The organism is Rhizobium sp. AC44/96 (assembly GCF_001692185.1).
In the GTDB taxonomy this organism is placed as follows: Bacteria; Pseudomonadota; Alphaproteobacteria; order Rhizobiales; family Rhizobiaceae; genus Rhizobium.
This window is the reverse complement of record NZ_LXKO01000001.1, coordinates 415,714-440,003: the sequence shown is the minus strand read 5'-3', so window position 1 is coordinate 440,003 and position 24,290 is coordinate 415,714. Positions and strand designations below refer to the sequence as shown.

General features: G+C 60.5%; 22 protein-coding genes and 1 tRNA gene. 6 read left to right on the top strand and 17 right to left on the bottom strand.

The features are described 5' to 3' along the window. Nucleotides 1–12 precede the first annotated feature (12 nt). The 5 genes from A6U87_RS02100 to A6U87_RS02080 all read right to left on the bottom strand — a co-directional run bounded on the left by A6U87_RS02100 (nt 13) and on the right by A6U87_RS02080 (nt 5,402). Nucleotides 13–1,332: a YeaH/YhbH family protein gene (locus tag A6U87_RS02100; protein ID WP_065689575.1), complete on the bottom strand. Its 1,320-nt coding sequence runs from the start codon at nt 1,330–1,332 to the stop codon at nt 13–15. A 21-nt stretch (nt 1,333–1,353) separates the two neighbouring features. Next, nucleotides 1,354–3,303, bottom strand: a complete 1,950-nt coding sequence (locus A6U87_RS02095; protein ID WP_065689574.1) for a PrkA family serine protein kinase — start codon at nt 3,301–3,303, stop codon at nt 1,354–1,356. A 123-nt stretch (nt 3,304–3,426) separates the two neighbouring features. After that, nucleotides 3,427–4,218: an anti-sigma factor gene (locus tag A6U87_RS02090; protein ID WP_065689573.1), complete on the bottom strand. Its 792-nt coding sequence runs from the start codon at nt 4,216–4,218 to the stop codon at nt 3,427–3,429. Further along, the gene (locus tag A6U87_RS02085) at nt 4,215–4,820 is read right to left on the bottom strand and encodes an RNA polymerase sigma factor (RefSeq protein ID WP_065689572.1); all 606 of its coding nucleotides are present in this window, start codon (nt 4,818–4,820) and stop codon (nt 4,215–4,217) included. Before A6U87_RS02085 ends, A6U87_RS02090 begins: the two co-directional genes overlap by 4 nt. A 42-nt stretch (nt 4,821–4,862) precedes the next feature. Continuing rightward, nucleotides 4,863–5,402: a tetratricopeptide repeat protein gene (locus A6U87_RS02080; RefSeq protein WP_065689571.1), complete on the bottom strand. Its 540-nt coding sequence runs from the start codon at nt 5,400–5,402 to the stop codon at nt 4,863–4,865. Between the two features lie 169 nt (nt 5,403–5,571). Between A6U87_RS02080 and A6U87_RS02075 the strand changes: the two genes are divergently transcribed. The 3 genes from A6U87_RS02075 to A6U87_RS02065 all read left to right on the top strand — a co-directional run bounded on the left by A6U87_RS02075 (nt 5,572) and on the right by A6U87_RS02065 (nt 8,449). Then, nucleotides 5,572–6,624 carry a type III polyketide synthase gene (locus tag A6U87_RS02075; protein ID WP_065689570.1) on the top strand — a complete coding sequence of 351 codons (1,053 nt, stop codon included), beginning with the start codon at nt 5,572–5,574 and terminating at the stop codon, nt 6,622–6,624. After that, nucleotides 6,621–7,124: an isoprenylcysteine carboxyl methyltransferase family protein gene (locus tag A6U87_RS02070; RefSeq protein WP_065689569.1), complete on the top strand. Its 504-nt coding sequence runs from the start codon at nt 6,621–6,623 to the stop codon at nt 7,122–7,124. The genes A6U87_RS02075 and A6U87_RS02070 overlap by 4 nt, the downstream gene beginning before the upstream one ends. 77 nt (nt 7,125–7,201) lie before the next feature. After that, nucleotides 7,202–8,449 (top strand): FAD-binding oxidoreductase, encoded by a 1,248-nt coding sequence (locus A6U87_RS02065; RefSeq protein ID WP_065689568.1) that lies wholly within the window; start codon nt 7,202–7,204, stop codon nt 8,447–8,449. Between the two features lie 37 nt (nt 8,450–8,486). Here A6U87_RS02065 and A6U87_RS02060 read toward each other — a convergent pair whose 3' ends face one another. The 8 genes from A6U87_RS02060 to A6U87_RS02025 all read right to left on the bottom strand — a co-directional run bounded on the left by A6U87_RS02060 (nt 8,487) and on the right by A6U87_RS02025 (nt 16,975). Beyond that, the gene (locus A6U87_RS02060; protein WP_065689567.1) at nt 8,487–9,020 is read right to left on the bottom strand and encodes a gluconokinase; all 534 of its coding nucleotides are present in this window, start codon (nt 9,018–9,020) and stop codon (nt 8,487–8,489) included. Nucleotides 9,021–9,207: 187 nt separating this feature from the next. Next, a complete protein-coding gene (locus tag A6U87_RS02055; protein ID WP_065689566.1) occupies nt 9,208–10,047 on the bottom strand; it encodes a dipeptide ABC transporter ATP-binding protein in 840 nt (279 codons plus the stop codon). Then, nucleotides 10,044–10,898, bottom strand: coding sequence for an ABC transporter ATP-binding protein (locus A6U87_RS02050; protein ID WP_083199248.1), 855 nt, complete (start codon nt 10,896–10,898; stop codon nt 10,044–10,046). Before A6U87_RS02050 ends, A6U87_RS02055 begins: the two co-directional genes overlap by 4 nt. Before the next feature lies 1 nt (nt 10,899). Further along, complete coding sequence (locus A6U87_RS02045) at nt 10,900–11,787, bottom strand: ABC transporter permease subunit (protein WP_065689565.1); 888 nt, start codon at nt 11,785–11,787, stop codon at nt 10,900–10,902. A 9-nt stretch (nt 11,788–11,796) separates the two neighbouring features. Then, nucleotides 11,797–12,801: an ABC transporter permease subunit gene (locus A6U87_RS02040; RefSeq protein ID WP_065689564.1), complete on the bottom strand. Its 1,005-nt coding sequence runs from the start codon at nt 12,799–12,801 to the stop codon at nt 11,797–11,799. Nucleotides 12,802–12,891: 90 nt separating this feature from the next. After that, nucleotides 12,892–14,487: an ABC transporter substrate-binding protein gene (locus A6U87_RS02035; RefSeq protein WP_065689563.1), complete on the bottom strand. Its 1,596-nt coding sequence runs from the start codon at nt 14,485–14,487 to the stop codon at nt 12,892–12,894. A gap of 339 nt (nt 14,488–14,826) precedes the next feature. Further along, a complete protein-coding gene (gene rirA, locus A6U87_RS02030; RefSeq protein WP_065689562.1) occupies nt 14,827–15,309 on the bottom strand; it encodes an iron-responsive transcriptional regulator RirA in 483 nt (160 codons plus the stop codon). Between the two features lie 169 nt (nt 15,310–15,478). Next, on the bottom strand, nt 15,479–16,975 hold the full coding sequence (locus A6U87_RS02025) for a CoA-acylating methylmalonate-semialdehyde dehydrogenase (RefSeq protein WP_065689561.1): 1,497 nt from the start codon (nt 16,973–16,975) through the stop codon (nt 15,479–15,481). Nucleotides 16,976–17,144: 169 nt separating this feature from the next. Between A6U87_RS02025 and A6U87_RS02020 the strand changes: the two genes are divergently transcribed. Then, nucleotides 17,145–17,459, top strand: coding sequence for a putative quinol monooxygenase (locus tag A6U87_RS02020; protein WP_065689560.1), 315 nt, complete (start codon nt 17,145–17,147; stop codon nt 17,457–17,459). After that, nucleotides 17,456–18,337, top strand: a complete 882-nt coding sequence (locus A6U87_RS02015) for a LysR family transcriptional regulator (protein WP_065689559.1) — start codon at nt 17,456–17,458, stop codon at nt 18,335–18,337. The genes A6U87_RS02020 and A6U87_RS02015 overlap by 4 nt, the downstream gene beginning before the upstream one ends. Nucleotides 18,338–18,355: 18 nt before the next feature. Here A6U87_RS02015 and A6U87_RS02010 read toward each other — a convergent pair whose 3' ends face one another. The 4 genes from A6U87_RS02010 to A6U87_RS01995 form a co-directional block, all read right to left on the bottom strand. Further along, nucleotides 18,356–18,793, bottom strand: a complete 438-nt coding sequence (locus A6U87_RS02010) for a DUF4174 domain-containing protein (protein WP_065689558.1) — start codon at nt 18,791–18,793, stop codon at nt 18,356–18,358. Nucleotides 18,794–18,988: 195 nt separating this feature from the next. Next, nucleotides 18,989–19,234, bottom strand: coding sequence for a helix-turn-helix domain-containing protein (locus A6U87_RS02005; protein WP_065689557.1), 246 nt, complete (start codon nt 19,232–19,234; stop codon nt 18,989–18,991). 302 nt (nt 19,235–19,536) lie between these two features. After that, nucleotides 19,537–19,613 (bottom strand) — tRNA-His (locus A6U87_RS02000). A 126-nt stretch (nt 19,614–19,739) separates the two neighbouring features. Then, a complete protein-coding gene (locus A6U87_RS01995) occupies nt 19,740–20,213 on the bottom strand; it encodes a phasin (RefSeq protein ID WP_065689556.1) in 474 nt (157 codons plus the stop codon). A 189-nt stretch (nt 20,214–20,402) separates the two neighbouring features. Here A6U87_RS01995 and A6U87_RS01990 point away from each other — a divergent pair, with 189 nt between their 5' ends. Continuing rightward, entirely contained in the window at nt 20,403–24,146 is a 3,744-nt protein-coding gene (locus A6U87_RS01990) for a PAS domain S-box protein (RefSeq protein ID WP_065689555.1), read from the top strand. Nucleotides 24,147–24,290: the final 144 nt, after the last annotated feature.

Below are 24,290 nucleotides of genomic sequence, written 5' to 3'. Positions count from 1 at the left end.
CGACCATCTCCTTCAGCCGCGCGCACGCACGGCCGGCTGCCGTGTAAAGAGCCGGCGGAACACAGGATAGATGTTTGCGGGCCTTGCGATACGCGCCATCTGGAAATTCGGGATCTCGCCATCAACGGCGCGGAATGCCCGCCAGAGCGACGTCCCGTTGTCGGTCGTCCCGAATATCTCCGTCTCCCGTTCATCGATGATTTCGACATAGGCATAATACTGGCAAAGGCGCATCACGCGCTCGCGCAGGAGCGCCGCGCAGCGTTCGGAATCGCCGCTGGTGTTGTCGCCGTCCGATGCCTGCGCGGCGTAGATGTTCCACATCTCCGCCGGGTAGCGCTCGTCTATAATTCGCAGCATCTCTTCCAGCGCGGTGGAAACCACCGTGCCGCCGCTCTGCTTGCTGTAGAAGAACGTCTCCTCATCCACCTCCCGCGCTTCGTCAGTGTGGCGGATGAAGACGATGTCGATCCGCTCGTAGCGGCGTTTGAGAAACAGATGCAGCAGCACGAAGAAGCGCTTGGCGAGGTCCTTCTCCCGCTCGCCCATGGAAGCCGAAACGTCCATCAGGCAGAACATGACGGCGCTGGCATTCGGCAAGGGTTGCCGCTCGAAGCGATTGAACCGCACGTCGACTGGATCGACATAAGCGATGCGCCGGCGCCGCCGTTCCAGAAGATCCAGCTCCTCCCGTAGCAACTTGAGTTGATGCGCGCTTTGACGATTGCCGTTTGGCTCTGCTTCCAGACTGGCAATCTCGTCTGCCAGCGCCTGCATTTCGCTATCGCTCGGTCGGCCCAGAGCCATGCGCCGGCCAAAGCTGTTTCGCATCGTGCGGCCGACATTGATATTCGTCGGCGTGCCGGCGGTGGTGAACCCGACGCGGCGGGCCTTGTAGATGACCGTTTCCTTCAGATTGAGCTTAATCATATCGGGCAGCTCAAGATCCTCGAAGAACAGGTCGAGGACCTCGTCACGCGACAGCACGAATTGGAAATCGTCATCGCTACCGCCGCCGCCACTACCGGCGCTGCCGCCACCTCCTCCGCCCCCTTCCGGTCGCGGAAGGCGGTCGCCCGCCATATATTCACGGTTTCCTGGCAGGACGTACTCACGGTCGCCGGTGCCGGACGCTTGCCTGAACGTGGGCTCATCAGCGCCGCGCTTGGGCATTGGCACGCCATGGGCCGATCCAACATCCGCGATGCGGTCGGACTTGACCTGATCGGCGATCGCCCGCTTGAGTTCTTCGCGGGCGCGTTTCAGAAAGCGCTGACGGTTACCGAGGCTCTTGTCCTTCGGATTGAGCCGACGGTCGATGAAATTCGGCATTGCCAACCCCCCGCTCTGGCATCAGCCGGCCTTGTTGACCCGCATGTACCAGTCGACGAGCCGCCGCACCTGCCGTACCGTGTATCCGCGCTCGGTCATTCGCTGGACAAATTCGGCGTGCTGCTTCTCAGTCGCGCTGTCCTTCTTCGAGCCGAAGCTGATGACCGGAAGCAGGTCTTCGACCTGACCGAACATGCGCTTCTCGATAACCTCCCTGAGCTTTTCATAGCTGGTCCAGGAAGGATTGCGCCCATTGTTTCGTGCGCGGGCTCGCAAGGTGAACTTGACGACCTCGTTGCGGAAATCCTTGGGATTGGCGATGCCGGCCGGCTTCTCGATCTGCGACAGCTCGCTGTCGAGAATCTCGCGGTTGAGGATCTGGCCAGTATCGTAGTCCTTGAAGTCCTGATCCTCGAGCCAGGCGTCCGCATAGGCGATGTACCGGTCGAACAGGTTCTGTCCGTACTCGCTATAGGATTCGAGATAGGCCTTCTGGATTTCGTGACCGATGAACTCGGCATAACGCGCCGCGAGTTCCGACTTGATGAAATCGAGATAGCGCGCTTCGGTCTCCTTCGGGAACTGCTCCCGCCGGATCGCCTGTTCCATGATGTACATGAGGTGGACGGAGTCCGCGGCGACTTCCTTGGTATCGTAGTTGAAGGTCTCGGACAGCACCTTGAACGCAAAGCGCGTGCTAATACCCGTCATGCCCTCATCGACGCCGGCGGCATCGCGATATTCCTGGACCGACTTCGCCTTCGGATCGGTGTCCTTCAGGTTTTCCCCGTCATAGACCCGCATCTTTGTGTAAAGGGGCGAGTTTTCGTGCGGGGAAAGCCGCGTGGAGACGGTAAAGCGGCTCAAGTTTTCCAGCACTTCAGGCGCGCAGGGGCTCTTGGCCAGCTCGCTTTCGCGAAGCAGCTTTTCATAGATCAGCCGCTCCTCGGTCACACGCAGGCAATAGGGCACTTTGACCACCAGGATACGGTCGAGAAAGGCTTCGTTGTTCTTGTTGTTTTTGAACTGCTGCCACTCGGACTCGTTGGAGTGGGCGACGACGGTGCCTTGATAAGGAAACGCGCCGAAGTTCTCCGTGCCGTTGTAGCTGCCTTCCTGGGTGGCGGTCAGTAGTGGATGCAGCACCTTGATCGGCGCCTTGAACATTTCCACGAATTCCAGGAGGCCCTGTGTCGTCCGGTTCAGACCACCGCTGTAGGAGTAGGCATCCGGGTCCGCCTGGCTGAAGTTTTCCAGCTGACGAATGTCGACCTTGCCAACCAGGGCAGAAACGTCCTGATTGTTCTCGTCGCCGGGCTCGGTCTTGGCAATGGCGATCTGCCGCAATCGCGACGGCGTCAGCTTGACGACACTGAATTTCGAAATATCGCCGCCGATCTCGTCCAGTCGCTTGGTGGCCCAAGGCGATATCAGGCCCGTCAGCCGCCGTCTGGCAATCCCGTATTTGTCCTCAAGAAGATCCGCCATCCGCTCGGGATGAAAGAGGCCGAGGGGGGATTCAAACACGGGGCTGATCTTGCCATCGACGGCAAGCGTGTAGATGGGCATGCGCTCCATCAACCTCTTCAGCCGCTCCGCAAGCGACGACTTGCCGCCGCCGACCGGGCCGAGCAGATAGAGTATCTGCTTGCGTTCTTCCAGTCCCTGCGCGGCATACCGGAAATACCCGACGATACGTTCGATCGTGTCCTCCATGCCGTAGAAATCGGCGAAGGAAGGATAGATCTTAACGGTTCGATTTGAGAAAATTCGCCCTAAACGTTCGTCTGCACTTGTGTCTATGAAGGTTGGATCGCCGATCGCTTCGACCATCCGTTCTTGTGCCGTTGCATACATTCTCTTGTCATCACGGCATGCTAGCAGGTATTCCTGAAGGCTTATTTCTTCTTGCGCGGCGCTCGTATAAATCTCCGAAAAGAGATCGAACACGTCGCATTCGCTCTTCTGCATAATGTACTCCCGCAGCCGGTTGGGATGAAACGGGACAAATGCGTGATCGGCTCGCTAACCGGTCAACGCATTATACGGCGTTTTGGTTCCACCCCAAGACGCAAGATTATTGGCTGCTGTGCGCTAGGCCTCCAACCTTGCCATGATGCCATCCGCGACCGTCCGCATCCGGTCGGCAGACGCATGTCCGATCAGCATGAACGCGTGTGACGGGCTTGCCCAATAGACGACGTTCATGCCCTTGCGTGCCTCGACCTCGGCAGGTCTAGCGCCGTCGGCCGACCGAACTATGCACAGCGCCATGGGTCCGGTCTGTGGATCAAGATACGCGATCTGCGCCAATGGCGCATCATCATACTGCAGAACGAGCGCACGCTTGAAATCGGCGCCTTCGATCGAGATCGCCTCTGCCGGCAAGCGAAGGTCAAGTTTCTCTTCGAGAATAGAGAGTTGCGCGGCCTGGCTTTGCGCGGTGGGCACCGGTCCGGCCAGCGTATCGGGCGTGTAAAGCGCGATGTATTCGGCAACGGCAGCACGCCACTCATTGCTCTCATCCTTGACCGCAAGACGCCGGCCGAGCCCGATGAATGCCCGGTCGGCCACGACGCCGGCAACCACACAGGCGGCAAGAGCAGCGAGAAGGCCGCGACGGGTTGGGCGAACCGGTACCGGTGTTTCAGCCGGGGCTACCGAGGCAAGCATTGCTTCAAGCTTTGCCTTGGGCGCGGCGGCAAGCAGCGGCTCGAACGCCTGTTCGAAGGGAAGACTGCTGCGCGACAAGAACTCGAGCCGGGCGGCCACGCGCGCGTCCGTTTCGAGAAGAAGCTCGAGCCGTGCGGTTTCGTCGGGTGACAATTCGCCGTCGATATAGGCTGTCAGCTGTTCGTCGGAGGGAAGCTTGTTGTCGTCGTTCATCTTGCGCCCTCCCCCAGGAGATTGCCGGCGAGCTTTGCGCGGGCGGCAGCAAGGCGGCTCATCACGGTACCAATCGGAATATCCAGTATGCCAGCAACCTCCTTGTAGGACAGCCCCTCCACATAGGCCAGAAACACGGCTGCGCGCTGAGCATCCGGAAGCGCATTGACGAGCCGCAACACCTGATTCGCCATGACATGCGCTTCCGTCTCGCGAACGCCATCGAGAACCAGCGCCTCGTCGGCATCGACGAAACCCTGCCCCTGACGCACCCGCCGGGAGCGAATTTCATTCAGCCAGATTGAATGAAGGATCGACAACAGCCAGCGATCCAGCCGCGTGCCCGCTTCGAACTGCGACGACCGCTCGAGGGCGCGCAGGCAGGTCTGCTGCACCAGATCGTCGGCGACATCGCGACGATGCGACAAAACCAGCCCGTAGCGCCAGAGCCGGGACAGGTTGTCCGTCAGCCCGCTCCTGATATCCGCTTCGCTTGCGATGACCGCCTCCGCCACGGTTGCTGCCACAGAACGCGCCGGCCCGACCGGCGCGTTCTGTGTTGCCCGACTATAGGCAGGAAATGTGGTATAGGCGACTGGCATTGGAATATCCCTATTCAGCGCACGCAGGCACGCTACGCCGGCCTAGATCTTCGACGGATCGGCGATCGCTTCGTCGAGGTCCTGATATTCCTCGCAGCCCGTGCCGCAGATCGTCTTGATGGTGTTCAACTGCTCCTTGGCGAGGTCGAGGCGACCTTTGACGACATAGGCTTCGCCGAGATATTCGCGCACCTTGGCGTATTGCGGATCGAGCTGCACCGACTTCAGATAGTAAGTGATGCCTTCGTCGGTGCGCCCGAGCTTGCGGGTCGCGTAACCGCGATAGTTGAGTGCCTCGGCGGTGTTCTGATCCTTGAGCGTATCGAGCATGGCCAATGCCTCATCGTAACGGCCAGCCTTGGCAAGCGCGTAGGCATAGTCGGTGCGGTTTTCGTCGGTGACGTTGGCGCTATGCTGTTTGACGCATTTCTGCGTGTTCTTGTCGTAGACCTCTCCCTTCTTGCACACAGGCATCGTTTCGCCATCACTGCTGCCAGCAGCATAGACCGGTGCGGAAAATGCGAACGCGGCAATGCATCCACCGAGCAGAACCGACGCAATTCGAACAGGCATGGTCGTCATGGAAAATCTCCCTGAAAAATGACGTTGCGGGCGATGAACACGGCACAAGGTCGTTTTATTCAGCGATCGCCCCATCTTTTGAGATCACTAGGTTGTGACCACCACCGGCGAATAAACGCAGGCTTGAGGTGTTTGCCGCCTACTCGCCGGGGCGAGAAGGAGCATTCCATTGACCGATACAGTAAAACTACTCAGCCTTGCGGTTGCCGCACCCGAGCATATCATTACGCAGACAGAGGCCGCTGACACATCCGCACGGCTCTTCTCCGACAGGCTTGCCGATTTCTCGCACCTTGCAAGCGTCTTCGAGAATGCCGGCATCAAGCAACGCCATGCGGCCCGTCCGCTTCAATGGTTTGTCGAGCCGCATGGCTGGCAGGATCGGATGGACGCCTACGCCGAAGTCGCGCGCCGCCTCTTTGCCGAGACCGCCACAAACGCATTGAAGCAGGCAGGCATGCGGGGAAGCGAGGTGGACTGCATCGTGACCGTATCGTCCACCGGTATCACCACGCCGAGCCTTGATGCCCAACTGGCTGAAAGCATGGGGTTCCGGCCTGACGTCGAACGCATCCCCGTGTTTGGACTTGGCTGTGCGGCAGGCGTTTCCGGCTTTGCCATCGCCTCCCGGATTGCCAGAAGCAGGCCGGGGGCAACGGTGCTCTTCGTCTCCCTGGAACTCTGCACGCTGGCGTTTCGGCTGGATGAACTGACCCGCGCCAACATCATCGCGACGGCGCTTTTCGGCGACGGCGCCGGCGCCTGTGTGTTGCGCGTCGCGCCATCCGGCCTGGCCGAGGTGGAATCGACGGGCGAGCACCTTTTTCCCAACACCCTCGGGATCATGGGCTGGAAGATCGACGACACCGGCTTTGGCGTCGTGCTCGCACAATCGCTGCCACAGTTCGCGGAAGCCGAGCTCCGCCCCGCGCTGGATGGAATTCTCAAACGCAACGGCCTTTCCCACGACGATATCGATCGTTTCATCTGCCACCCAGGGGGAATGCGGGTGCTGACGGCGCTGGAGCGCGCGCTGACACTCACGCCCGGCACGCTCGACCACGAACGTGCTGTGCTCGCCGAATATGGAAACATGTCTTCGCCGACGGTTCTGTTTGTTCTCGAGCGTGTCATCAGGGCAGGATTGCCAAACCGCAGCGCCATGCTGGCGATGGGACCCGGCTTTGCGACAAGCTGTGTTACCCTGCGGAAGGTCGCCTGATGTGGGTCTCGATCGCCCTTCTGAGCTTCGTGACGCTGCAGCGCCTTGCGGAGCTCGCGCTTGCACGCCGCAATACCAAGACGCTGCTCGCCGAAGGCGGGCACGAAGTGGGGGCGGAGCATTACCCCTACCTCGTTCTCCTGCACGGGTGCTGGATCTCGGGCCTCTGGCTTCTGGCGGTTGGGCGGCCGGTTCAGATTGTCTGGCTCGGCATATTCCTGCTTCTGCAAATGGCACGCCTCTGGGTCGTCGCAACGATGGGAGATCGTTGGACGACCCGTATCGTGGTGATGCCGGGTCGACCACTGGTCAGCGTCGGCCCCTATCGGTTCATGGCGCATCCCAACTATGCCGTCGTCGTCGGCGAGATCGCGGCACTGCCGCTGGCGTTTGGGCTGGTCGGCTACGCAGCGCTTTTTTCCGTCCTCAACGCCATCATCCTGCATGTTCGCATCAAGGCGGAAAACGCCGCGCTCAAGGACGCAATGATTTTGAAATAAAACGCAATTTTTCGTTTGCGCAACGCCGATCCTAGGGGCATTTTCGCTGCCAGAAACAAGCTTGGCTGGGCGCGAGAATGACGAAGAATGTAATGGTGGTGGGCGCGGGGATCGTTGGCGTTTCGACGGCGATCCACCTGCAGCGGCGCGGGCGTCAGGTGACGCTCGTCGACCGGAAGGCGCCCGGCAACGAGACCTCCTTCGGCAATGCCGGCCTGATCCAGCGCGAGGGGGTGGTGCCCTACGGCTTCCCGCAGCAGCTCGGCCTGCTCGTGCGCTATGCGTTCAACAACCGCATCGACGCGCACTACCACCTCAAGGCGCTTCCCGGCCAGCTGGCCTTCCTCGCCCGCTATTGGTGGAATTCCAATACCAAGCGCCACGAGATGATCTCGAAGGCCTACGCGCCGCTGATCGAACACTCGATTTCGGAACACAACGACCTGATCGAGGCTTCGCATGCCCAGCACCTGATCCGCAAGAACGGCTGGATGGAGATTTTCAGGACAGCCGGCAGGCGGGATGCCGAGTTTGCCGAGGCAGAACGCCTGCAGCGGGAGTTCGGCGTCAGCCACGAACCTCTCAGTGCCGCCGACGTCGCGCGGCTCGAGCCCGATATCCGGGGAGATTTCGCAGGCGGTCTTCGCTGGCGGGATCCCTGGTCCGTTCTCGATCCACACGCGCTGACGGCAGCCTATCGGAGCTATTTCGAAAGCCTGGGTGGCCAGTTTGCGACCGGCGATGCCAATTCACTCGGCCGCTATGGCACCGGCTGGAAGGTAGCAACGACCGATGGATCGCTGGAGGCCGACGAAGCGGTTCTGGCGCTGGGACCATGGGCCGCGACCGCGACCCGCCGGCTGGGCTATTCCTTCCCGCTGGGCGTCAAGCGTGGCTACCACATGCACTACGCGACCCAAGACAACGCCACCCTTCACAACTGGACGCTCGACGCGGAAAAGGGCTACTTCCTGGCGCCGATGAGCCGCGGCATTCGCCTGACCACGGGCGCAGAATTCGCCGCGATGGATGCGCCAAAGACACCTGTCCAGCTCGACCGCGCCGAAGCGGTGGCGCGCACGGTCTTCCCGCTCGGCGAGCGGCTTGATCCGGAACCCTGGATGGGCGCCCGACCCTGCACGCCCGACATGATGCCGATCATCGGCAAGGCGCCACGGCATGAAGGGCTGTGGTTCGCCTTTGGCCACGCGCATCACGGCCTGACGCTCGGGCCGGTAACCGGCCGCGTGCTGGCGGAACTGATGACGGGAGAAGCGCCACTTATCGATATCTCTGCCTATTCGCCGGAACGGTTCGATCCGTAATCGCTGCGCGCTCGCAGGCGGGGTATCTGGCCGGTCGCTAGGCGACGCCCAGCGCCGAGAGATCGTGGAGCGCCGCGCTGACGATGCCTTCAATCGTGTCGCCGATATCGACGGTAACGACCCCCGGCTCACCTGTCGGCACCTCCAGCGTCGCCAGCTGGCTTTCCAGAAGCGAGAGCGGCATGAAGTGGCCCTTGCGCGCGCCCATACGCGCGGCGAGAAGTTCCTTCGAACCGTGCAGGTAGACAAAGATGAGTTTGCCTCCGGCGGCAGTGCGCAGCCGGTCGCGATAGCTTCGCTTCAGCGCCGAACAGGAAACCAGGATACCCTCGCCGCGATCGAGCTTCGCCTTCATGGTTTCGCCGATGATGTCGAGCCAGGGCATCCGATCCTCGTCAGTCAGCGGTATGCCCTTCGACATCTTCTCGACGTTGGCGGCCGGGTGCAGCACATCGCCTTCGACAAAGTCCAGACCAAGCTTGGCAGCAAGGGATTCGGCAACGGACGTCTTGCCACTGCCGCTGACGCCCATAACGATAAGCGCAAACGGCGATGCACGATCCTGGCTCATGGACTGATTCTTCCCGCGATTTTCGACGCGACCGATTTAGCGCACCCTCAACCGCGAGGCCAGAGCAGGAGCGCAAGCGGACCAAGTCGACATGGAAAAGACGGCAGGTCATCCCTGCCGTCTTCATCAAAGCTCGACATAACTACCACCGGCGCAGCAACGTTTGTTCCACCGCCGGCGCGTCTTGTCAGGACGCAGCCGCCGCCGGGTTCTTGCGTGCAAGCCGTGCGCGGATGGTTTCGACATCGGCGCGCGGCGTGGCGGCGAACAGGGTCTTCGTGTAGCTGTGCTGCGGATCGGCGAACACCTGATCACGCGTGCCGTATTCCACCGCCTCGCCGTAGTACATGACCATGACGTCGTCTGCCATGTAGCGGACGACCGAGAGGTCGTGGCTGATGAAGACGTAGGTCAGGTTCAGCTCGTCCTGCAGATCGGCGAGCAGGTTCAACACCTGAGCCTGCACCGACAGGTCGAGAGCCGAAACGGGCTCGTCGAGCACGAGAAGCCGCGGCTTCAGCATCAGTGCGCGCGCGATGGCGATACGCTGGCGCTGACCACCGGAGAACATGTGCGGGTATCGATTGAAGTGGACGTCCTGCAGCCCGACCTTCTTCAACATGGCCATCGCCAATTCACGCCGTTCGGCGGGGGGCGTCTCGGTGTTGATGATCAGCGGCTCCATCAGGATATCGCCGATCTTCTTGCGCGGGTTCAGCGAACCGTACGGGTTCTGGAAGACGATCTGCACCTTGCGGCGCATCTCGGGCGTCAGGTCACCGGCAGCGATATCAACCTTCTTGCCGTCGATGAACAGCTCGCCGCCGCTCGCCGGATCGATCATGGTGATGATGCGCGCCAGCGTGGACTTACCGCAGCCACTTTCTCCGACAATCGCCAGCGTCTTGCCCTGTTCGACCTTGAAGTTCACGCCCTTGACGGCGTGCACGGTCTTCTCTTTCTTGAAGAGGCCGCCCGGCAGGTAGTAGTTGCGGACGATATTCTTTCCTTCGAGAACTGGCGTCATTGGGCAGCTCCCTGCACAGTCTTGTCTGGATTGAAAAGCTCGCCGATCGTCGGCAGACGGTCGCCTGTCGCGTTGTCGGGCAAGGCCGCGAGCAGCGCGCGGGTGTAGTCACTTTTCGGCGCTTCAAAGAGCGAGAGCACGTCGGCCTCCTCCATCTTGCGACCCTTGTACTGGACGATCACCCGATCGGCGGTCTCGGCAACCACGCCCATGTTGTGCGTGATCATGATGAGGCCCATGCCGTGCTCCGTCTGCAGGCGCATCAGGAGATCGAGGATCTGTTTCTGGATGGTAACGTCGAGCGCGGTCGTCGGCTCGTCGGCGATGAGAAGCTTCGGATTGCAGGCAATCGCGATGGCGATCATTACGCGCTGGCACTGGCCGCCCGACATCTGATGCGGGAAGTGGCCGAGGCGTTCGGTGGGGTTGGGAATCCCGACAGCCTCGAAAAGCTCGACGGCGCGCTTGCGCCGCGCGGCCTTGTCCATGCCCATGTGGATTCTCAGGACCTCTTCGATCTGGAACCCGACGGTGAAGCAGGGATTGAGGCTGGCAATCGGCTCCTGGAAGATCATCGACATATCCTTGCCGATGATGTTGCGCCGCTCGCGCGCGGACATGCCAAGCAGGTTGCGACCGTCGAAGACCATCTTGTCGGCGGTGACCTTTGCCGTCCACGGCAGGAGCCCCATCGCGGCGAGCATGGAGACCGACTTTCCGGAGCCGGACTCGCCGACGATGGCAAGGACTTCGCCGGCGTGAACCTTGAGCGACACACCATCGACGGCGCGGAACGCACCGGTCGAGGTCTGGAACTCGACGACCAGATTTTCGATTTCGAGAAGTGCCATATCAGGACCTCTTCAGTTTGGGATCGAGCGCATCACGCAGACCGTCGCCCATCAGGTTGATGGCGAGAACGGTGATGAGGATGCAGAGACCCGGGAAAGTGACGAGCGACGGCGAGCTCTGGAAGAATTCGCGTGCATCGGCAAGCATCGTACCCCACTCGGATGTCGGCGGCTGGGCGCCCATGCCGAGGAAGCCGAGAGCGGCCGCATCGAGGATCGCCGCCGAAAAGGCGAGCGTTGCCTGGACGATCAGCGGTGCCAGGCAGTTCGGCAGGATCGTCTTGAACATCAGGCGCAGGGTGCCTGCACCGGCGACGCGGGAAGCGACGACATATTCCTTCTCACGCTCGCTGATGACGGCGGCGCGGGTCAGGCGGACGAAGTGCGGCTGGTTGACGATCGAAATCGCTATCATCGCGTTCAGCAGACCCGGACCAAGCACCGCGACCAGCACGAGGGCCAGAAGCAGCGACGGGAAGGCCAGGATGATATCCATGACGCGCATGATGATCGTATCGGTGCGGCCGCGGAAATAACCGGCGATCAGGCCGAGCAGGACGCCGGCGACGGCCGACAGCGAAGCGACGACGAGACCGATGAACAGCGAGAAGCGCGTACCGAAGATCAGGCGGGACAGCATGTCACGACCGACGGCATCCGTACCGAGCAGGAACGAACTGTTGCCGCCTTCCGACCACGCTGGCGGCAGGCGCTGCATGCCGGAGGGCACGTTCGGATCGTGCGGCGCGATCAATGGCGCGAAGATCGCCATCAACAGGACGATGATGAAGACGAAAAGGCCGATGACCGCGCCTTTGTTGCGGGAAAAATAGTACCAGAACTCCGACAGAGCGGAGGGTGTGGCAGACTTTGTGGTTGCCGTGCTCATGAGCCGCTCCTAGTGCCTGATGCGTGGGTTGATGAGACCGTACATGAGGTCGACGATCAGATTGACGAGCATGATGATGCCGGCAATCAGCAGCAACCCACCCTGAACGACGGTATAGTCACGCTTGAACACAGCATCGACCATCCACTTGCCGATACCCGGCCAGGAGAAGATCGTTTCCGTCAGGATGGCGCCACCGAGGAGGACGCCGACCTGCAGGCCGATCGAGGTGACGACGGGGATCATCGCGTTGCGCAGCGCATGGACGCCGACGACGCGGAACGGTGTGAGACCCTTGGAGCGGGCGGTACGAACATAGTCTTCGCCGAGCACTTCGAGCATGGCCGAGCGCGTCTGGCGCGCGATGACGGCCAGCGGGATCGTGCCCAGCACGATCGTCGGCAGGATCAGCGACACGAAGGCCGACTTGAACGCTCCGGCCTGACCGGACAGCAAGCTGTCGATCAGCATGAAGCCGGTGACCGGCTTGAAGAAATACATCAGCGAAATACGGCCGGAAACGGGTGTCCAATGCAGCGTATTGGAGAAGAGAACGATGAGCAGCAGGCCCCACCAGAAGATCGGCATCGAATAGCCGACCAGCGCCGCGCCCATGACACTCTGGTCGAACCAGGTTCCGCGCTTGACCGCCGCAAAGACACCCGCAGGGATGCCGAGCACGATGGCGAAAATGATGGCGCAGAGCGACAGCTCAAGCGTCGCCGGGAACAGCGATCCGAATTCCTGCAGCACGGGACGCTTGGTGACGATCGAGGAACCGAGGTCACCCTGCACCACGTTGCCGAGGTAATCGAGATACTGCACGTACACAGGACGGTCGAGACCGAGGTCGTGCATGATCTGTGCGTGGCGCTCCGGAGCCATGACGCGCTCGCCCGACATCAGCATGACCGGATCACCGGGCAGCAGACGGATAAACGCGAAGGCGATGAGAGAGACGCCGACGAAGGTTGGGATCAGGACCGCAAGGCGTCCGATGAGAAATCGCAACATTGGCATATGTCCATAATGTTCCGGCGGTCAGGTATCAAACCTGACCGCCGGCCAAGCCCGGAGTTGCCGGGCATCTTTGCATAGTTTTGGTTATTCGGCGATATCAACGCCGTCGAAGCGGTGAACGCCGACCGGATCCTGCACGTAGCCGGAAACCTTGGCGCTCATCGGCACGAATTCCGTCGAGTGGTCGATGGTTGCCCAGGGTGCTTCCTTCTTGAAGACGACCTGTGCTTCTTCGTAGAGCTTCGTGCGCTCTGCAACGTCAGCCGTCTTCTTCGCCTTCTTCACGAGGTCGTCGAATTCCTTGTTGCACCACTGAGCGCGGTTGTTGCCGCCGACAGCTTCGCAGCCGAGCAGCGTGTCGAGGAAGTTGTCCGGATCACCGTTGTCACCCGTCCAGCCGAGGATCGCGGCACCGTCGCGCTTAACGTCCTTGGAAAGCTTCAGGTATTCCGCCCATTCGTGCGTGACGATGTCGACCTTGACGCCGACCTTTGCAAGGTCTGCCTGCATCAGCTCGGCGGCGCGACGTGCGTTGAGCATATAAGGACGCGATACCGGCATTGCCCAGATCTTCATCGAGAGATCCTTGACGCCAGCGGCTTCGAGCATCTTCTTGGCTTCGTCTGGATTGTAGGCATCGTCCTTGACGGCGTCGTTGTAGGACCACATCGTCGGCGGGATCGGGTTCTTGGCAACCTGGCCAGCGCCCTGGAAGACGGCATCGACGATCGCCTGCTTGTTGATCGCCATGTTGAGCGCCTTGCGCACTTCAGGCTTGTCGAACGGCGCCTGCTGCGTGTTGTAGGCGAGGTAGGAGACGTTCAGGCCCGGCTGTTCCAGAACCTTGAGGGTCGAGTCGGCCTTCAGATCCTTGACGTCTGCTGCGTTCGGGTAAGGCATGATGTGGCATTCGCCGGCCTTGAGCTTCTGCGCGCGGACAGATGCATCAGGCGTGATCGCGAAAACGAGATCGTCGATCTTTTCCTTGCCCTTGAAGTAGGTTTCGTTTGCCTTGTAGCGGATGACGGCATCCGGCTGGTAGGCAACGAAGGTGAACGGACCGGTGCCGAGCGGCATCTGGTTCATCTGTTCCATCTTGCCGTCAGCCTGAAGCTTGTCGGCATATTCCTTGGAAACGACAGAGGCGAAGTCCATTGCGAGGTCGGCAACGAACGGTGCTTCCGGATGGTTCAGCGTGAACTTGACGGTCAGGTCATCGACCTTCTCGACCGACTTGATCAGCTCGGGGAAGCCCATGCCGGCAGCGTATTCGTAGGAAACGCCGGCGACGTACTTGGCCCACGGGCTGTCAGCCTTCAGCTGGCGCTCGAACGAGAAGACGACGTCGTCAGCGTTCAGGTCGCGGGTCGGCGTGAAGAAGTCGGTGGTCTGGAACTTGACGCCCGGGCGCAGCTTGAAGGTGTACTGCGTGCCATCGTCAGAAACGGTCCAGCTCTCAGCGAGGCCCGGCTCGACTTCGGTCTTGCCATGCTTGAACTCGACGAGGCGGCTGTAAACCGTGCGCGACGAAGCATCGAACGTCGTACCTGCCGTGTAGATGCCCGGATCGAAGCCTTCCGGCGATCCCTCGGAGCAATAGACAAGCGTTTTCGACCAAGCCGTCGACGCCATGGCAGAAGCCAAGACGGTCGCTGCCAAGAGGACAGACATCTTTTTCATGATTTCGTTTCCCAGGTTTGTTCTTTTATAAGTTTTGAGATCCCGGATAGGCACCCGGATCGACGGCAGATGGAACGATATTTATTTGCTGAAATCAACGACCCCAGTGGAAAATTTTTCCATCGGGTCAACTTTAGTAATTTTCCGCCGAAAATAGGCCGCATTTGGAAAGATTCGCACTGGATAAACCCGGTTTTTGTCGCTTTTGGTATAATTTCGCGCCGCGGACGCGTTTTCGGACACAAGCTTACCGCGAGTTCAGCCCCCGATATGGCAGAAACAAAACAACCGCAGACACCCAAGGCGGCTGCGGTTGTTTTCAGTTCAGGGTTTCAAGCGTCAGGCGGCGGGGACTGCCACCGGCGACTTGCGCGGTGCCTGCTCGCCGGTCAGGCCAAGCAGGAAATTGATCTGCGGACGCGCCTTGACGAGATCGTCGATGGAGTACTGCGTCAGTACGTCGAAGAAGGCATTCAACGCCTTGCGAAGTGCCGAGTTCAGGCCACAGCTGTCGATCAGCGGGCACTCGACCATGCCATCGTCCTCGAAGCACTCGGCCATCGCGAAGCTGTCTTCCGTCACACGGACCACATCAAAGAGACTGATGTCCTTGGCGGGCTTGCCGAGGCGAACGCCACCGTTGCGGCCGCGAACAGTCTCGACCAAGCCGGCCTTGTTCAACGGCTGCAGGATCTTGAAGAGAAACAGTTCGGAAACACCATAGGCCCTGGCGATCTCCGGGATGCGGCTCAGATGCCCGTCATTGGCAGCACAGTACATCAACATGCGAACTGCATAGTTGGTCTGCTTCGTCAAACGCATGCCGATCTCCAGAATCGTTCTTGTAGGACGTCTATATAGTGGCTTTGCTAGTTTTGAACAATTCCAAATATGAAATTTACAATCACGTTTATGCGGCGACTCGCCGCACGCGTGAACGACAAAGGGCCCCCGTGAGGGAGCCCTTCGCCAAATGCCTGAACTGAAAGCCTTACTTCATCGTCGGCATGACGAATTCGGCGCCGTCCTTGATGCCCGACGGCCAGCGAGCCGTGATCGTCTTGGTCTTGGTCCAGAACTTGATCGAGTCCGAGCCGTGCTGGTTGAGGTCGCCGAAGCTCGAAGCCTTCCAGCCGCCGAAGGAGTGGTAGGCCAGCGGAACCGGGATCGGAACGTTGATGCCGATCATGCCGATGTTGATGCGGGAAGCGAAGTCACGGGCCGCATCACCGTCGCGGGTGTAGATCGCAACGCCGTTGCCATATTCGTGCTTCATCGGCAGGTCGAGCGCTTCTTCGTAGTTCTTCGCACGGACGACCGAGAGAACCGGTCCGAAGATCTCAGTCTTGTAGATCTCCATGTCAGGCGTAACGTTGTCGAACAGCGTGCCGCCGACGAAGTAGCCGCCTTCGTAGCCCTGCAGCTTGAAGCCGCGGCCATCGACGACGAGCTTGGCGCCTTCTTCAACACCCTTGTCGATCAGACCGCTCACGCGGGCCTGGGCTTCCTTGGTGACCAGCGGGCCGAGATCGGCCTTGTCGTCGGTGTAAGGGCCGATGCGGAGTGCCTCGATCTTCGGCGTCAGCTTCTCGACGAGACGGTTGGCGGTTTCTTCGCCGACCGGAACGGCGACCGAGATCGCCATGCAGCGCTCGCCGGCAGAGCCATAGCCCGCGCCCATCAGAGCGTTGACGGCCTGATCCATGTCGGCATCCGGCATGATGATCATGTGGTTCTTGGCGCCGCCGAAGCACTGGGCGCGCTTGCCGTTCATCGCAGCGGTGCCATAGACATAGCGGGCGATCGGGGTCGAGCCGACGAAGGAGACAGCGCCGATATCGGGATCAGTGAGGATCGCGTCGACGGCAGCCTTGTCGCCGTTGACGACGTTGAGGATGCCTGCCGGCAGGCCAGCTTCGATCATCAGTTCGGCAAGGCGCATCGGAACAGACGGGTCGCGCTCGGACGGCTTCAGGATGAAGGCGTTGCCGCAGGCAATCGCCGGGGCGAACATCCACATCGGGATCATGGCCGGGAAGTTGAACGGCGTGATGCCGGCGCCGATGCCGACAGCCTGGCGCATCGAGTACATGTCGATTGCCGGGCCGGCGCCTTCGGTGAATTCGCCCTTCTGCAGGTGCGGAATGCCGCAGACGAATTCGCAGACTTCAAGACCACGGATGATGTCGCCCTTGGAATCTTCGACCGTCTTGCCGTGCTCGCTCGAAAGGAGGGTTGCGAGTTCATCCATGTGCTGGTTCAGCAATTCGACGAACTTGAAGAAGACGCGCGCGCGACGCTGCGGGTTGGTGGCAGCCCACTTCGGCTGAGCGGCTTTGGCGTTCTCGACCGCGGCGCGGAGTTCCGCATTGCTGGCCAAGGCGACCGTCGCCTGCACTTCGCCGGTTGCCGGGTTGAAAACGTTGCTCGAGCGACCGCTGGTGCCAGCGACATGCTTGCCGCCGATAAAATGACCGATCTCACGCATGGATGTGCCTCCTCTTCGTTTCTTGGATGCCGTACAATCGCACTTCAATTTACACAAATCAATGAACTGATATAAGGAACCATTGTGCAAAAATCGAAGCTACTGGCTGTGCCGCAGTTCCATATTGGCTATATGGCGCGCGAGCCAGAATTAAGAGGGGTGACCTCAAGTGAACGGAAAACCCGTTGTCAGAATGGCCGAGATCGAAATCGATCCGGAACAACTCGAAGCCTACCGCGCGCTGCTGGCTGAAGAAATCGAAGCGTCCGTTGCCCGGGAAGAAGGCGTTCTTTCTCTCAACGCCGTGTCGATCAAAGATAGCCCGCACAAGATCCGGATCCTCGAGGTCTATGCGGATCGTCAGGCTTATGAGGCGCATCTGCTGACGCCACATTTCCTCAAATACAAGAACGGAACCGCTGGAATGGTGACGGCACTGACACTCATTGATGTCGATCCGATCGCAATGGCCGGCAAGCCATGAACTGGGACGATGTCCGCATCTTCCTCGCCGTCGCCCGCACCGGGCAAATCCTTGCGGCCTCGAAACGGCTGGCGCTCAATCACGCGACGCTGTCGCGGCGGCTGACATCGCTGGAGGAGGCACTGAAGACGCGGCTTTTTGTCCGACGGACAAACGGCTGTGAACTGACGACCGAAGGCGAGATCTTCCTCGCTTCGGCCGAGCGGATGGAAACGGAGATGCTTGCCGCCCAGGCCAATCTCGGGCGCACCGATACCGCAATCGCCGGTACCGTGCGGGTCGGAGCGCCCGACGGCTTCGGCGTTTCCTTCCTCGCACCGCGCATGGGCAGGCTGATCGAGCGCCATCCTGAACTGAAGATCCAGCTCGTGCCGGTACCGCGCTCCTTTTCGCTTTCGCAGCGCGAGGCCGATATCGCGATCACCCTCGAGCGGCCGGAACAAGGTCGCCTCGTTTCCTCAAAGCTGACGGACTATACGCTTGGCCTCTATGCCTCGCGGGACTACCTCGCCAGACACGGAGCGCCGAACGACGTCGAAGCTTTGAAAGGCCACCCGCGTATCGGCTACGTGGAAGATTTGATCTTCACGGCCTCGCTCAATTTCTCCTCGGCGGTGATGCGCAGCTGGGATGCCTCGTTCGAGATTTCGACAGCCATCGGCCAGACCGAGGCCGTTCGCTCCGGCGCCGGCATAGGCATCCTGCACGACTACATCGCGCGACAATATCCGGAACTTGCGCGCATCCTACCCGAGGTCTCCATCCAGCGGGCCTACTGGACAACCTATCACGAGAGCGCGCGTGATCTGGTTCGGGTGCGAACCGTCGTCGACTTTCTGCAAGAGCTCGTCCAGGCGGAACGGCACACGTTTCTTTAGCACCCGAGCACGGGACCTTTATCGATCCTGCGTCAGCGTTTCCGTTGCGCGGATCGGCATGCTGTCGATGATCGCGAATAGTTCCGCGTTGGTGATGGGCTCGCTGGCATTCAGCTTTGCGGTCCCGTCCTTTCCGACGAGCACCGCCGCAAACTCTCCTGCCTGCGGACCGCCGAGATCCTGAAGGATTGTGTCGGCGTCGAGCCCCTCGCCCGCGCCGAACAAGAGCCGTACCGAATGGCCGGCCACCTTGAGAAGCACGATGTCACGTTCTGTCAGACCATCGCGATCGGCGAGCAGCTGGTTTTCCTGGCGCGCCGCACGCGAATTGTCTTCATCGCTGAAGATCACGAAGACGCGGTTCTTCCATTGGAACTGTTCGAGGCTGGCCGCCGCGGCGTAAGCGCTGTTCGATTCATCGACCTTTGTTGCGCCGTATAAAAGTGTCTTGGACATGCTCGGTCTCCTGTCGAAAGGAAACGTACCGAGACGACGGCGGTTCCATCGTAGGCGGATCAGGAAACAGAAGGAGGAAGGTGGCGATTTTAGCCGATCGCCCGGCGTGGCCCGTTTGGGGTATCGTGCCCAGGCTCGGAGCCCTGGGGCACAGGACCAGCCGGGCAAATAGCCCGCCCGGTCCCGAGATTTGAATTACATTGCGACCAGTGACGCCAACGGCATCTGCAACGCAGCAGCAATGCGCTTCAATTTGGCTGGATCGGCGTCATCGCCGCTTTCAATATCCTGGATCTCGCCAACAACAAGACCGCAGGTGACTGCAAGGTCGTCAACGCTATATCCTACCGACTCCCGAGCTGTCTTCACAGCTGCGGCAACATCGATAACAGGCACGACCGTTGCTTTGGATTTATCCAGACTATTAAGCGAAATGGACATTTAAGTCTCCTTCTAAATATCACTCTGAATTAACCCCCGGGCGGAAAATGGCACTCTCGATCACGTTTTGCAACGCAATATGTCGATCAAGTCACATAACCTCACGCCGTCGCACGATTGATGCAACTCGCGGCTGTGAAATGCCGTCTTTCCAGGCCGGAAGGTCGACTTATCCATAAGTTCGCGCCGGCAAGGCTAGGCTTGCACACGCATTTCGATGTCCATCCGATTCGTTCGGCGAAAGATGCGTGCCCCCGGTAGCGACTACCGGGCTGATGCATACGAACTCGAATAAGAGGGAATGGTACGGTTGGGGGGTCTCGAACCTCCGACCTCAGGTGCCACAAACCTGCGCTCTAACCAACTGAGCTACAACCGCACAAGTCGCGTCCGACGCGACGGGCCCCACATACGAGGACTTCAAAATTAATTCAAGCCCTATCTCCCTTCAATATACAAAAAGGCCGGACAAATGGTCCAGCCTTTTTGCCTATCGCTTGGAAAATCAGGCCACCTTGAACGAAGCCATGACCTTTTCGGCTGCTTCCTTCGACGGCTTTGCAAGCTTTTCGGCAACCTGCTTGGAGGTTTCCTGGATCGACTTGGCCTGCTCGATCGTCAATTCTGCCTGCTTGCGCAGGAATGCCGTCTGGAGTTCGACCAGTTCGGCAACGGACTTGACCGACAGCAGCGCATCGAGATGCGACAGCGAGTTTTCGGTGTTGGTACGCAGAACTTCGATAGCCTTATGGCCAATTTCGGCAGCGCCGGCCTGTGCGGTCTGCACGGTGGCTTCGAGGGTCTTGCCAGCTTCCTCGCCAGCGGCCTTCATCTTGGCGTAGGCGTCGCGGGACTGCTGGGCGCTCTTCTCGGTGAAGTCGCGGAAGGTCTCGCTGAACTTCGCCGGGTCGAAGGAAGAAATGGAGAATACGTCATCGATCTTGTTAGCCACGAACTTGCGCTCCTTTTGCCTGGGCATGCTTACGGGCCCCAATTGTTAGATGATCATCATATAGGACATTTCATTGTGCAGTGCAACATCATTGTGCGACGCACAAGACGTTAACCTTCTCAGATGAAACCCGCTGCGTCTTCTGGACCCCTTTCCAGCCTGTCGTTATTAATAGACTGTTAATTCCGAGAATGACCGACGACTAAAGGTTCGACCATGCCAGCCGTCCAGTACCCCTTCATCGATATCGCCGTGCACCCCCGCGTGCGTGAGCGCTTTGCGCGTGGCGAAGCAATGGTACTGTTTTCCGCGGACCTCGCTCGTCCCCTGTGGGCGAACGGGGCGGGCGCTGAACTTTTCGGACAATCCGCCGTCTATGACCTGCTTGATCAAGGTATCGACCGCACCAGCATCACCTTTCGCCAGCTTGAAACGACGGCGCGGCAGGTTGCCGTCGTCGGCGACAATCGCAATTTCATGGTGCGCATCACGCAGGGCTTTCAACGTGTGCCGGTGCAGGCTGCGGCTGAGCTGATCGTTCTGTCCTCCGGCGAGCGGGCGATCCTGCTTTCCCTTCCGGTTTCCGCCAAGCCGCTGTCCACCAAGGAATCGGCCGAGCACATGCTACGCGGGCTCGATGATCCCGATACGCATATGGCGGTGATCGGCGGCGATGGCGAGATCATCGCGGCGTCCCCCGGCTTTGCATCGCTGGATGTTTCGCGCCAGACGGCCAGATCTTTGACCGCACTGGCCGGCGAGCATGCTCATCGACTGGTGAAGCGGCCTGTCGCCACCGGCAAGGGACACCTTCCCGCTGCCGTCGGGCGGCTCAGTGACAACCCTGCCCTCAATCTCCTTTTTGCCGTCGAGACGGTGATCGGCCACCTTGATCCGGTCGATCCGCCCGCCGCTGAGCCCGACTTGTCCACAGCCGCCGTTAACCATAACGATGTCGTTCCAGCCTCCAACTTCAGCGAAGTCATCAATGCGGTCGCCGCAATCGAGGAGTTGGAGGAAGCTCCCGATGAGGCGGAAGACACAAGCTCGACTGCCGGCGAAGAACTTTCCGGCGAGGACGCCACCGTCGCGGTAGAGGCCGACGAGGCCGAGCCTTTGCGTGAAGACATCGGCGAGACCGTCGAGGCGGCGGAGGATGCCGGCGAGGAAACCATCGACGAGGACGAGATCGAAACGGTCATCGAAGCAGACACCGTAGCGGCCTCCGCACTCGAGCCGGTGGTTGACGAGGCAAGCGTCGAGGAGAGCTCGGATCCCGCTGTGACAGATCTTGACGATCAGGTAGAGGAAGAGCTGGCGCCTGTCCTCGAAACCGAGACAGAGACGCATGAGGTCCAGCCGCAGGCTGCGCCCTCCGCCGCCCCGGAACAGGTCGCAGCGAACACCAATTCATTCGTCTTCAATCCCAATAGCCGCGCGACCCGGTTCGTCTGGAAGATCGATGCCCAGGGGCGCTTCAGCGAGGTGTCCGGCGAGTTCGCGGAGGCCGTCGGGCCGCAGGCCGCCAGCATTATAGGCGTGGCGTTCAGCGATATTGCCGCGCTGTTCAACCTCGACCCCGATGGCAAGATCTCGGAGGCTCTGGCACGCCGCGATACATGGTCGGGGAAGACCATCCATTGGCCGATCGAAGGCACGAGCCTTGCAGTGCCCGTGGATCTGGCGGCATTGCCGACATACACGAGAAGCCGTGAGTTCGACGGTTTTCGCGGCTTCGGCGTCGTCCGCCTGTCGGACGCGGCAGAGGATCCGCTTGCCCTTGGCCTCACCTTCGGCCCGCATGACATTGTCGAAGACGCCGTCGGGGCCGACCAACCGGAAGAGACGATCGAGGAGAGCCCTGCCTCCCCAGAGATTGCGCCAGCGGAGCCGGAAGAGGCCATCGTGGCGCCCGAGGCCGACATCGAGGCGCCAGAGGAATCGTCTCTCGACGGCGACGACCCGGTCGTCGTACTTGGTGAAGCGGCAGACGAGCCGGTCGTACCCCCTCCGAGCGAGCCCCCTGCCCGCGTGGAACCGCCAGCGTTGCGGATCGCCGAAACCCCAAACCGCCGGCTGACGGACAAGATCGTTCAGCTGCATGGCGTCGGCTCCACGCTGACGTCCGCCGAACAGGCAAACTTCCGGGAGATCGCCAAGCGCCTCGAAGCATTCGGCGTCCGCGCGCCGGAGACAGATGGCGACGAGGCGGAGACCGATGCGGCTCGGCCAGATGAGAAGCATGATGCCGGATTGCCCGATGAGACTCAGACCGAGGAGATCGGCGAGGACCAGATCGACGCAATGCCGGCTGAACACGATCTGGAAGAGGAAACTCCAGCGGAGGTCGCGGTCGATTCCGACGACGATAGCGACGTCACGGAAGGTCTCGAAGAAACCGTCAGCCAGATGGATATGCTCACGAGCTTCATCCCTCCGCGGGTAAAGATGCTCGATGGCCTGTCTCCAGCGACGGTCGACCAGCTTCCGGTTGCCGTGCTCATCCATGCAGGCGACAATCTTCTGCATGCCAACCCCGAATTCCTCAGGCTGACCGGGTATTCCTCGCTGGAAGACCTGGAAGATACCGGCGGCATCGACGCGCTGCTTCAGCGTCATGAACTCGAGGAACAGGGCAACCGTTCCGGAAAGATGATGCTCGTCACCGCCGACGACGATCTCGTTCCGGTCACGGCGCGGCTTCAATCCATCCGATGGGAAGAGTCCAGCGCCCTGATGCTGGCGCTAATGCCCGTGACCAATGACGCCTCGGTACGCGCCCGCCATGTCGCACCGCCCGAGGGCCGCTCGGCTGATCGGATGATCGAAAAGGTCGCCAAGCTGCAAGTGGAAGTGGAAGAGCTGCGCTCCATCCTGGAAACCGCGACCGACGGTGTCGTCGTGATCGGTGCGGAGGGCGACATCCGCTCGATGAACCGCTCGGCAAGCGCACTCTTCAACTATGATGAAGAGGAAACGCGCGGCAAACCCTTCGTGATGCTGTTTGCGCATGAAAGCCAGCGAGCCGTGCTCGACTACCTGAGCGGGCTCTCCGGCCACGGCGTTGCTAGCGTCCTCAACGACGGTCGCGAAGTGATCGGCCGCGAGGCTGCCGGAGGCTTTGTGCCGCTGTTCATGACCATGGGCCGCCTTACCTCGTCCAGCGGCTACTGTGCCGTCATCCGCGATATCACCCAGTGGAAGCGCACAGAGGACGAGTTACGCAGCGCCAAGAGCGCGGCGGAGACCGCAAACGATCACAAGACCGATTTCCTTGCCCGCGTCAGCCATGAAATCCGCACGCCGCTGAATGCCATTATCGGCTTCTCCGACATGATGGCTGGCGAGCGTTTCGGACCGATCGGAAATCCGCGATACGTCGAATACGCCAACGACATCGGTCGATCCGGCCGCCATGTCCTGGATATCGTCAACGACCTGCTGGACATCTCGAAGATAGAAGCTGGCGAGATGGATCTCGACTTCGCGGCCGTTGGCCTCAACGAAGCAGTTTCAGAAGCCGTCGCACTTCTCCAGCCGCAGGCGAACGGACAGCGGGTGATCATCCGCACCGCTCTGTCGCAGGCCGTTCCCGACGTCGTTGCAGACCTGCGTTCGATCAAGCAGATCGCCCTTAACGTGTTGTCGAACTCGATCCGCTTCACACCCGCCGGTGGCCAGATCGTCGTCTCGACATCCTACGAGGCCAATGGCAGCGTTGTCCTGCGGATCCGCGATACGGGGGTCGGGATGACGCGCTCGGAACTCGACCAGGCGATGAAGCCGTTCCGTCAGGTGTCGACGCAATCACGCCATCGCGGGGAAGGAACCGGGCTGGGCCTGCCGCTCACAAAGGCAATGGTCGATGCCAATCGCGCGATTTTCGCGATCAGCTCCGCGCCCAACGAAGGCACTCTCGTCGAGATCGCCTTCCCATCCCAGCGTGTGCTGGCCGGCTAAAACGAAAAAAGGCAGCCAGGGAGGCTGCCTAAGAGTTGGGTGCTGTTCAACAAGGGCTTAGTCGATCTAACATCATGTTGCGGGAGCAAGAGCTCCAAGCTGCCTCGTTCATATGCAGCCCCAAGTTGGATCTACCTTTGAAGC

What these genes read in the sequence shown, in the direction of transcription:
- A6U87_RS02100 (WP_065689575.1), bottom strand. Translation starts at nt 1,332, where the DNA reads ATGCCGAATTTCATCGACCGTCGGCTCAATCCGAAGGACAAGAGCCTC.
- A6U87_RS02095 (WP_065689574.1), bottom strand. Translation starts at nt 3,303, where the DNA reads ATGCAGAAGAGCGAATGCGACGTGTTCGATCTCTTTTCGGAGATTTAT.
- A6U87_RS02090 (WP_065689573.1), bottom strand. Translation starts at nt 4,218, where the DNA reads ATGAACGACGACAACAAGCTTCCCTCCGACGAACAGCTGACAGCCTAT.
- A6U87_RS02085 (WP_065689572.1), bottom strand. Translation starts at nt 4,820, where the DNA reads ATGCCAGTCGCCTATACCACATTTCCTGCCTATAGTCGGGCAACACAG.
- A6U87_RS02080 (WP_065689571.1), bottom strand. Translation starts at nt 5,402, where the DNA reads ATGACGACCATGCCTGTTCGAATTGCGTCGGTTCTGCTCGGTGGATGC.
- A6U87_RS02065 (WP_065689568.1), top strand. Translation starts at nt 7,202, where the DNA reads ATGACGAAGAATGTAATGGTGGTGGGCGCGGGGATCGTTGGCGTTTCG.
- A6U87_RS02060 (WP_065689567.1), bottom strand. Translation starts at nt 9,020, where the DNA reads ATGAGCCAGGATCGTGCATCGCCGTTTGCGCTTATCGTTATGGGCGTC.
- A6U87_RS02055 (WP_065689566.1), bottom strand. Translation starts at nt 10,047, where the DNA reads ATGACGCCAGTTCTCGAAGGAAAGAATATCGTCCGCAACTACTACCTG.
- A6U87_RS02050 (WP_083199248.1), bottom strand. Translation starts at nt 10,898, where the DNA reads ATGGCACTTCTCGAAATCGAAAATCTGGTCGTCGAGTTCCAGACCTCG.
- A6U87_RS02045 (WP_065689565.1), bottom strand. Translation starts at nt 11,787, where the DNA reads ATGAGCACGGCAACCACAAAGTCTGCCACACCCTCCGCTCTGTCGGAG.
- A6U87_RS02040 (WP_065689564.1), bottom strand. Translation starts at nt 12,801, where the DNA reads ATGTTGCGATTTCTCATCGGACGCCTTGCGGTCCTGATCCCAACCTTC.
- A6U87_RS02035 (WP_065689563.1), bottom strand. Translation starts at nt 14,487, where the DNA reads ATGAAAAAGATGTCTGTCCTCTTGGCAGCGACCGTCTTGGCTTCTGCC.
- rirA (WP_065689562.1), bottom strand. Translation starts at nt 15,309, where the DNA reads ATGCGTTTGACGAAGCAGACCAACTATGCAGTTCGCATGTTGATGTAC.
- A6U87_RS02025 (WP_065689561.1), bottom strand. Translation starts at nt 16,975, where the DNA reads ATGCGTGAGATCGGTCATTTTATCGGCGGCAAGCATGTCGCTGGCACC.
- A6U87_RS02015 (WP_065689559.1), top strand. Translation starts at nt 17,456, where the DNA reads ATGAACTGGGACGATGTCCGCATCTTCCTCGCCGTCGCCCGCACCGGG.
- A6U87_RS02010 (WP_065689558.1), bottom strand. Translation starts at nt 18,793, where the DNA reads ATGTCCAAGACACTTTTATACGGCGCAACAAAGGTCGATGAATCGAAC.
- A6U87_RS02005 (WP_065689557.1), bottom strand. Translation starts at nt 19,234, where the DNA reads ATGTCCATTTCGCTTAATAGTCTGGATAAATCCAAAGCAACGGTCGTG.
- A6U87_RS01995 (WP_065689556.1), bottom strand. Translation starts at nt 20,213, where the DNA reads ATGCCCAGGCAAAAGGAGCGCAAGTTCGTGGCTAACAAGATCGATGAC.
- A6U87_RS01990 (WP_065689555.1), top strand. Translation starts at nt 20,403, where the DNA reads ATGCCAGCCGTCCAGTACCCCTTCATCGATATCGCCGTGCACCCCCGC.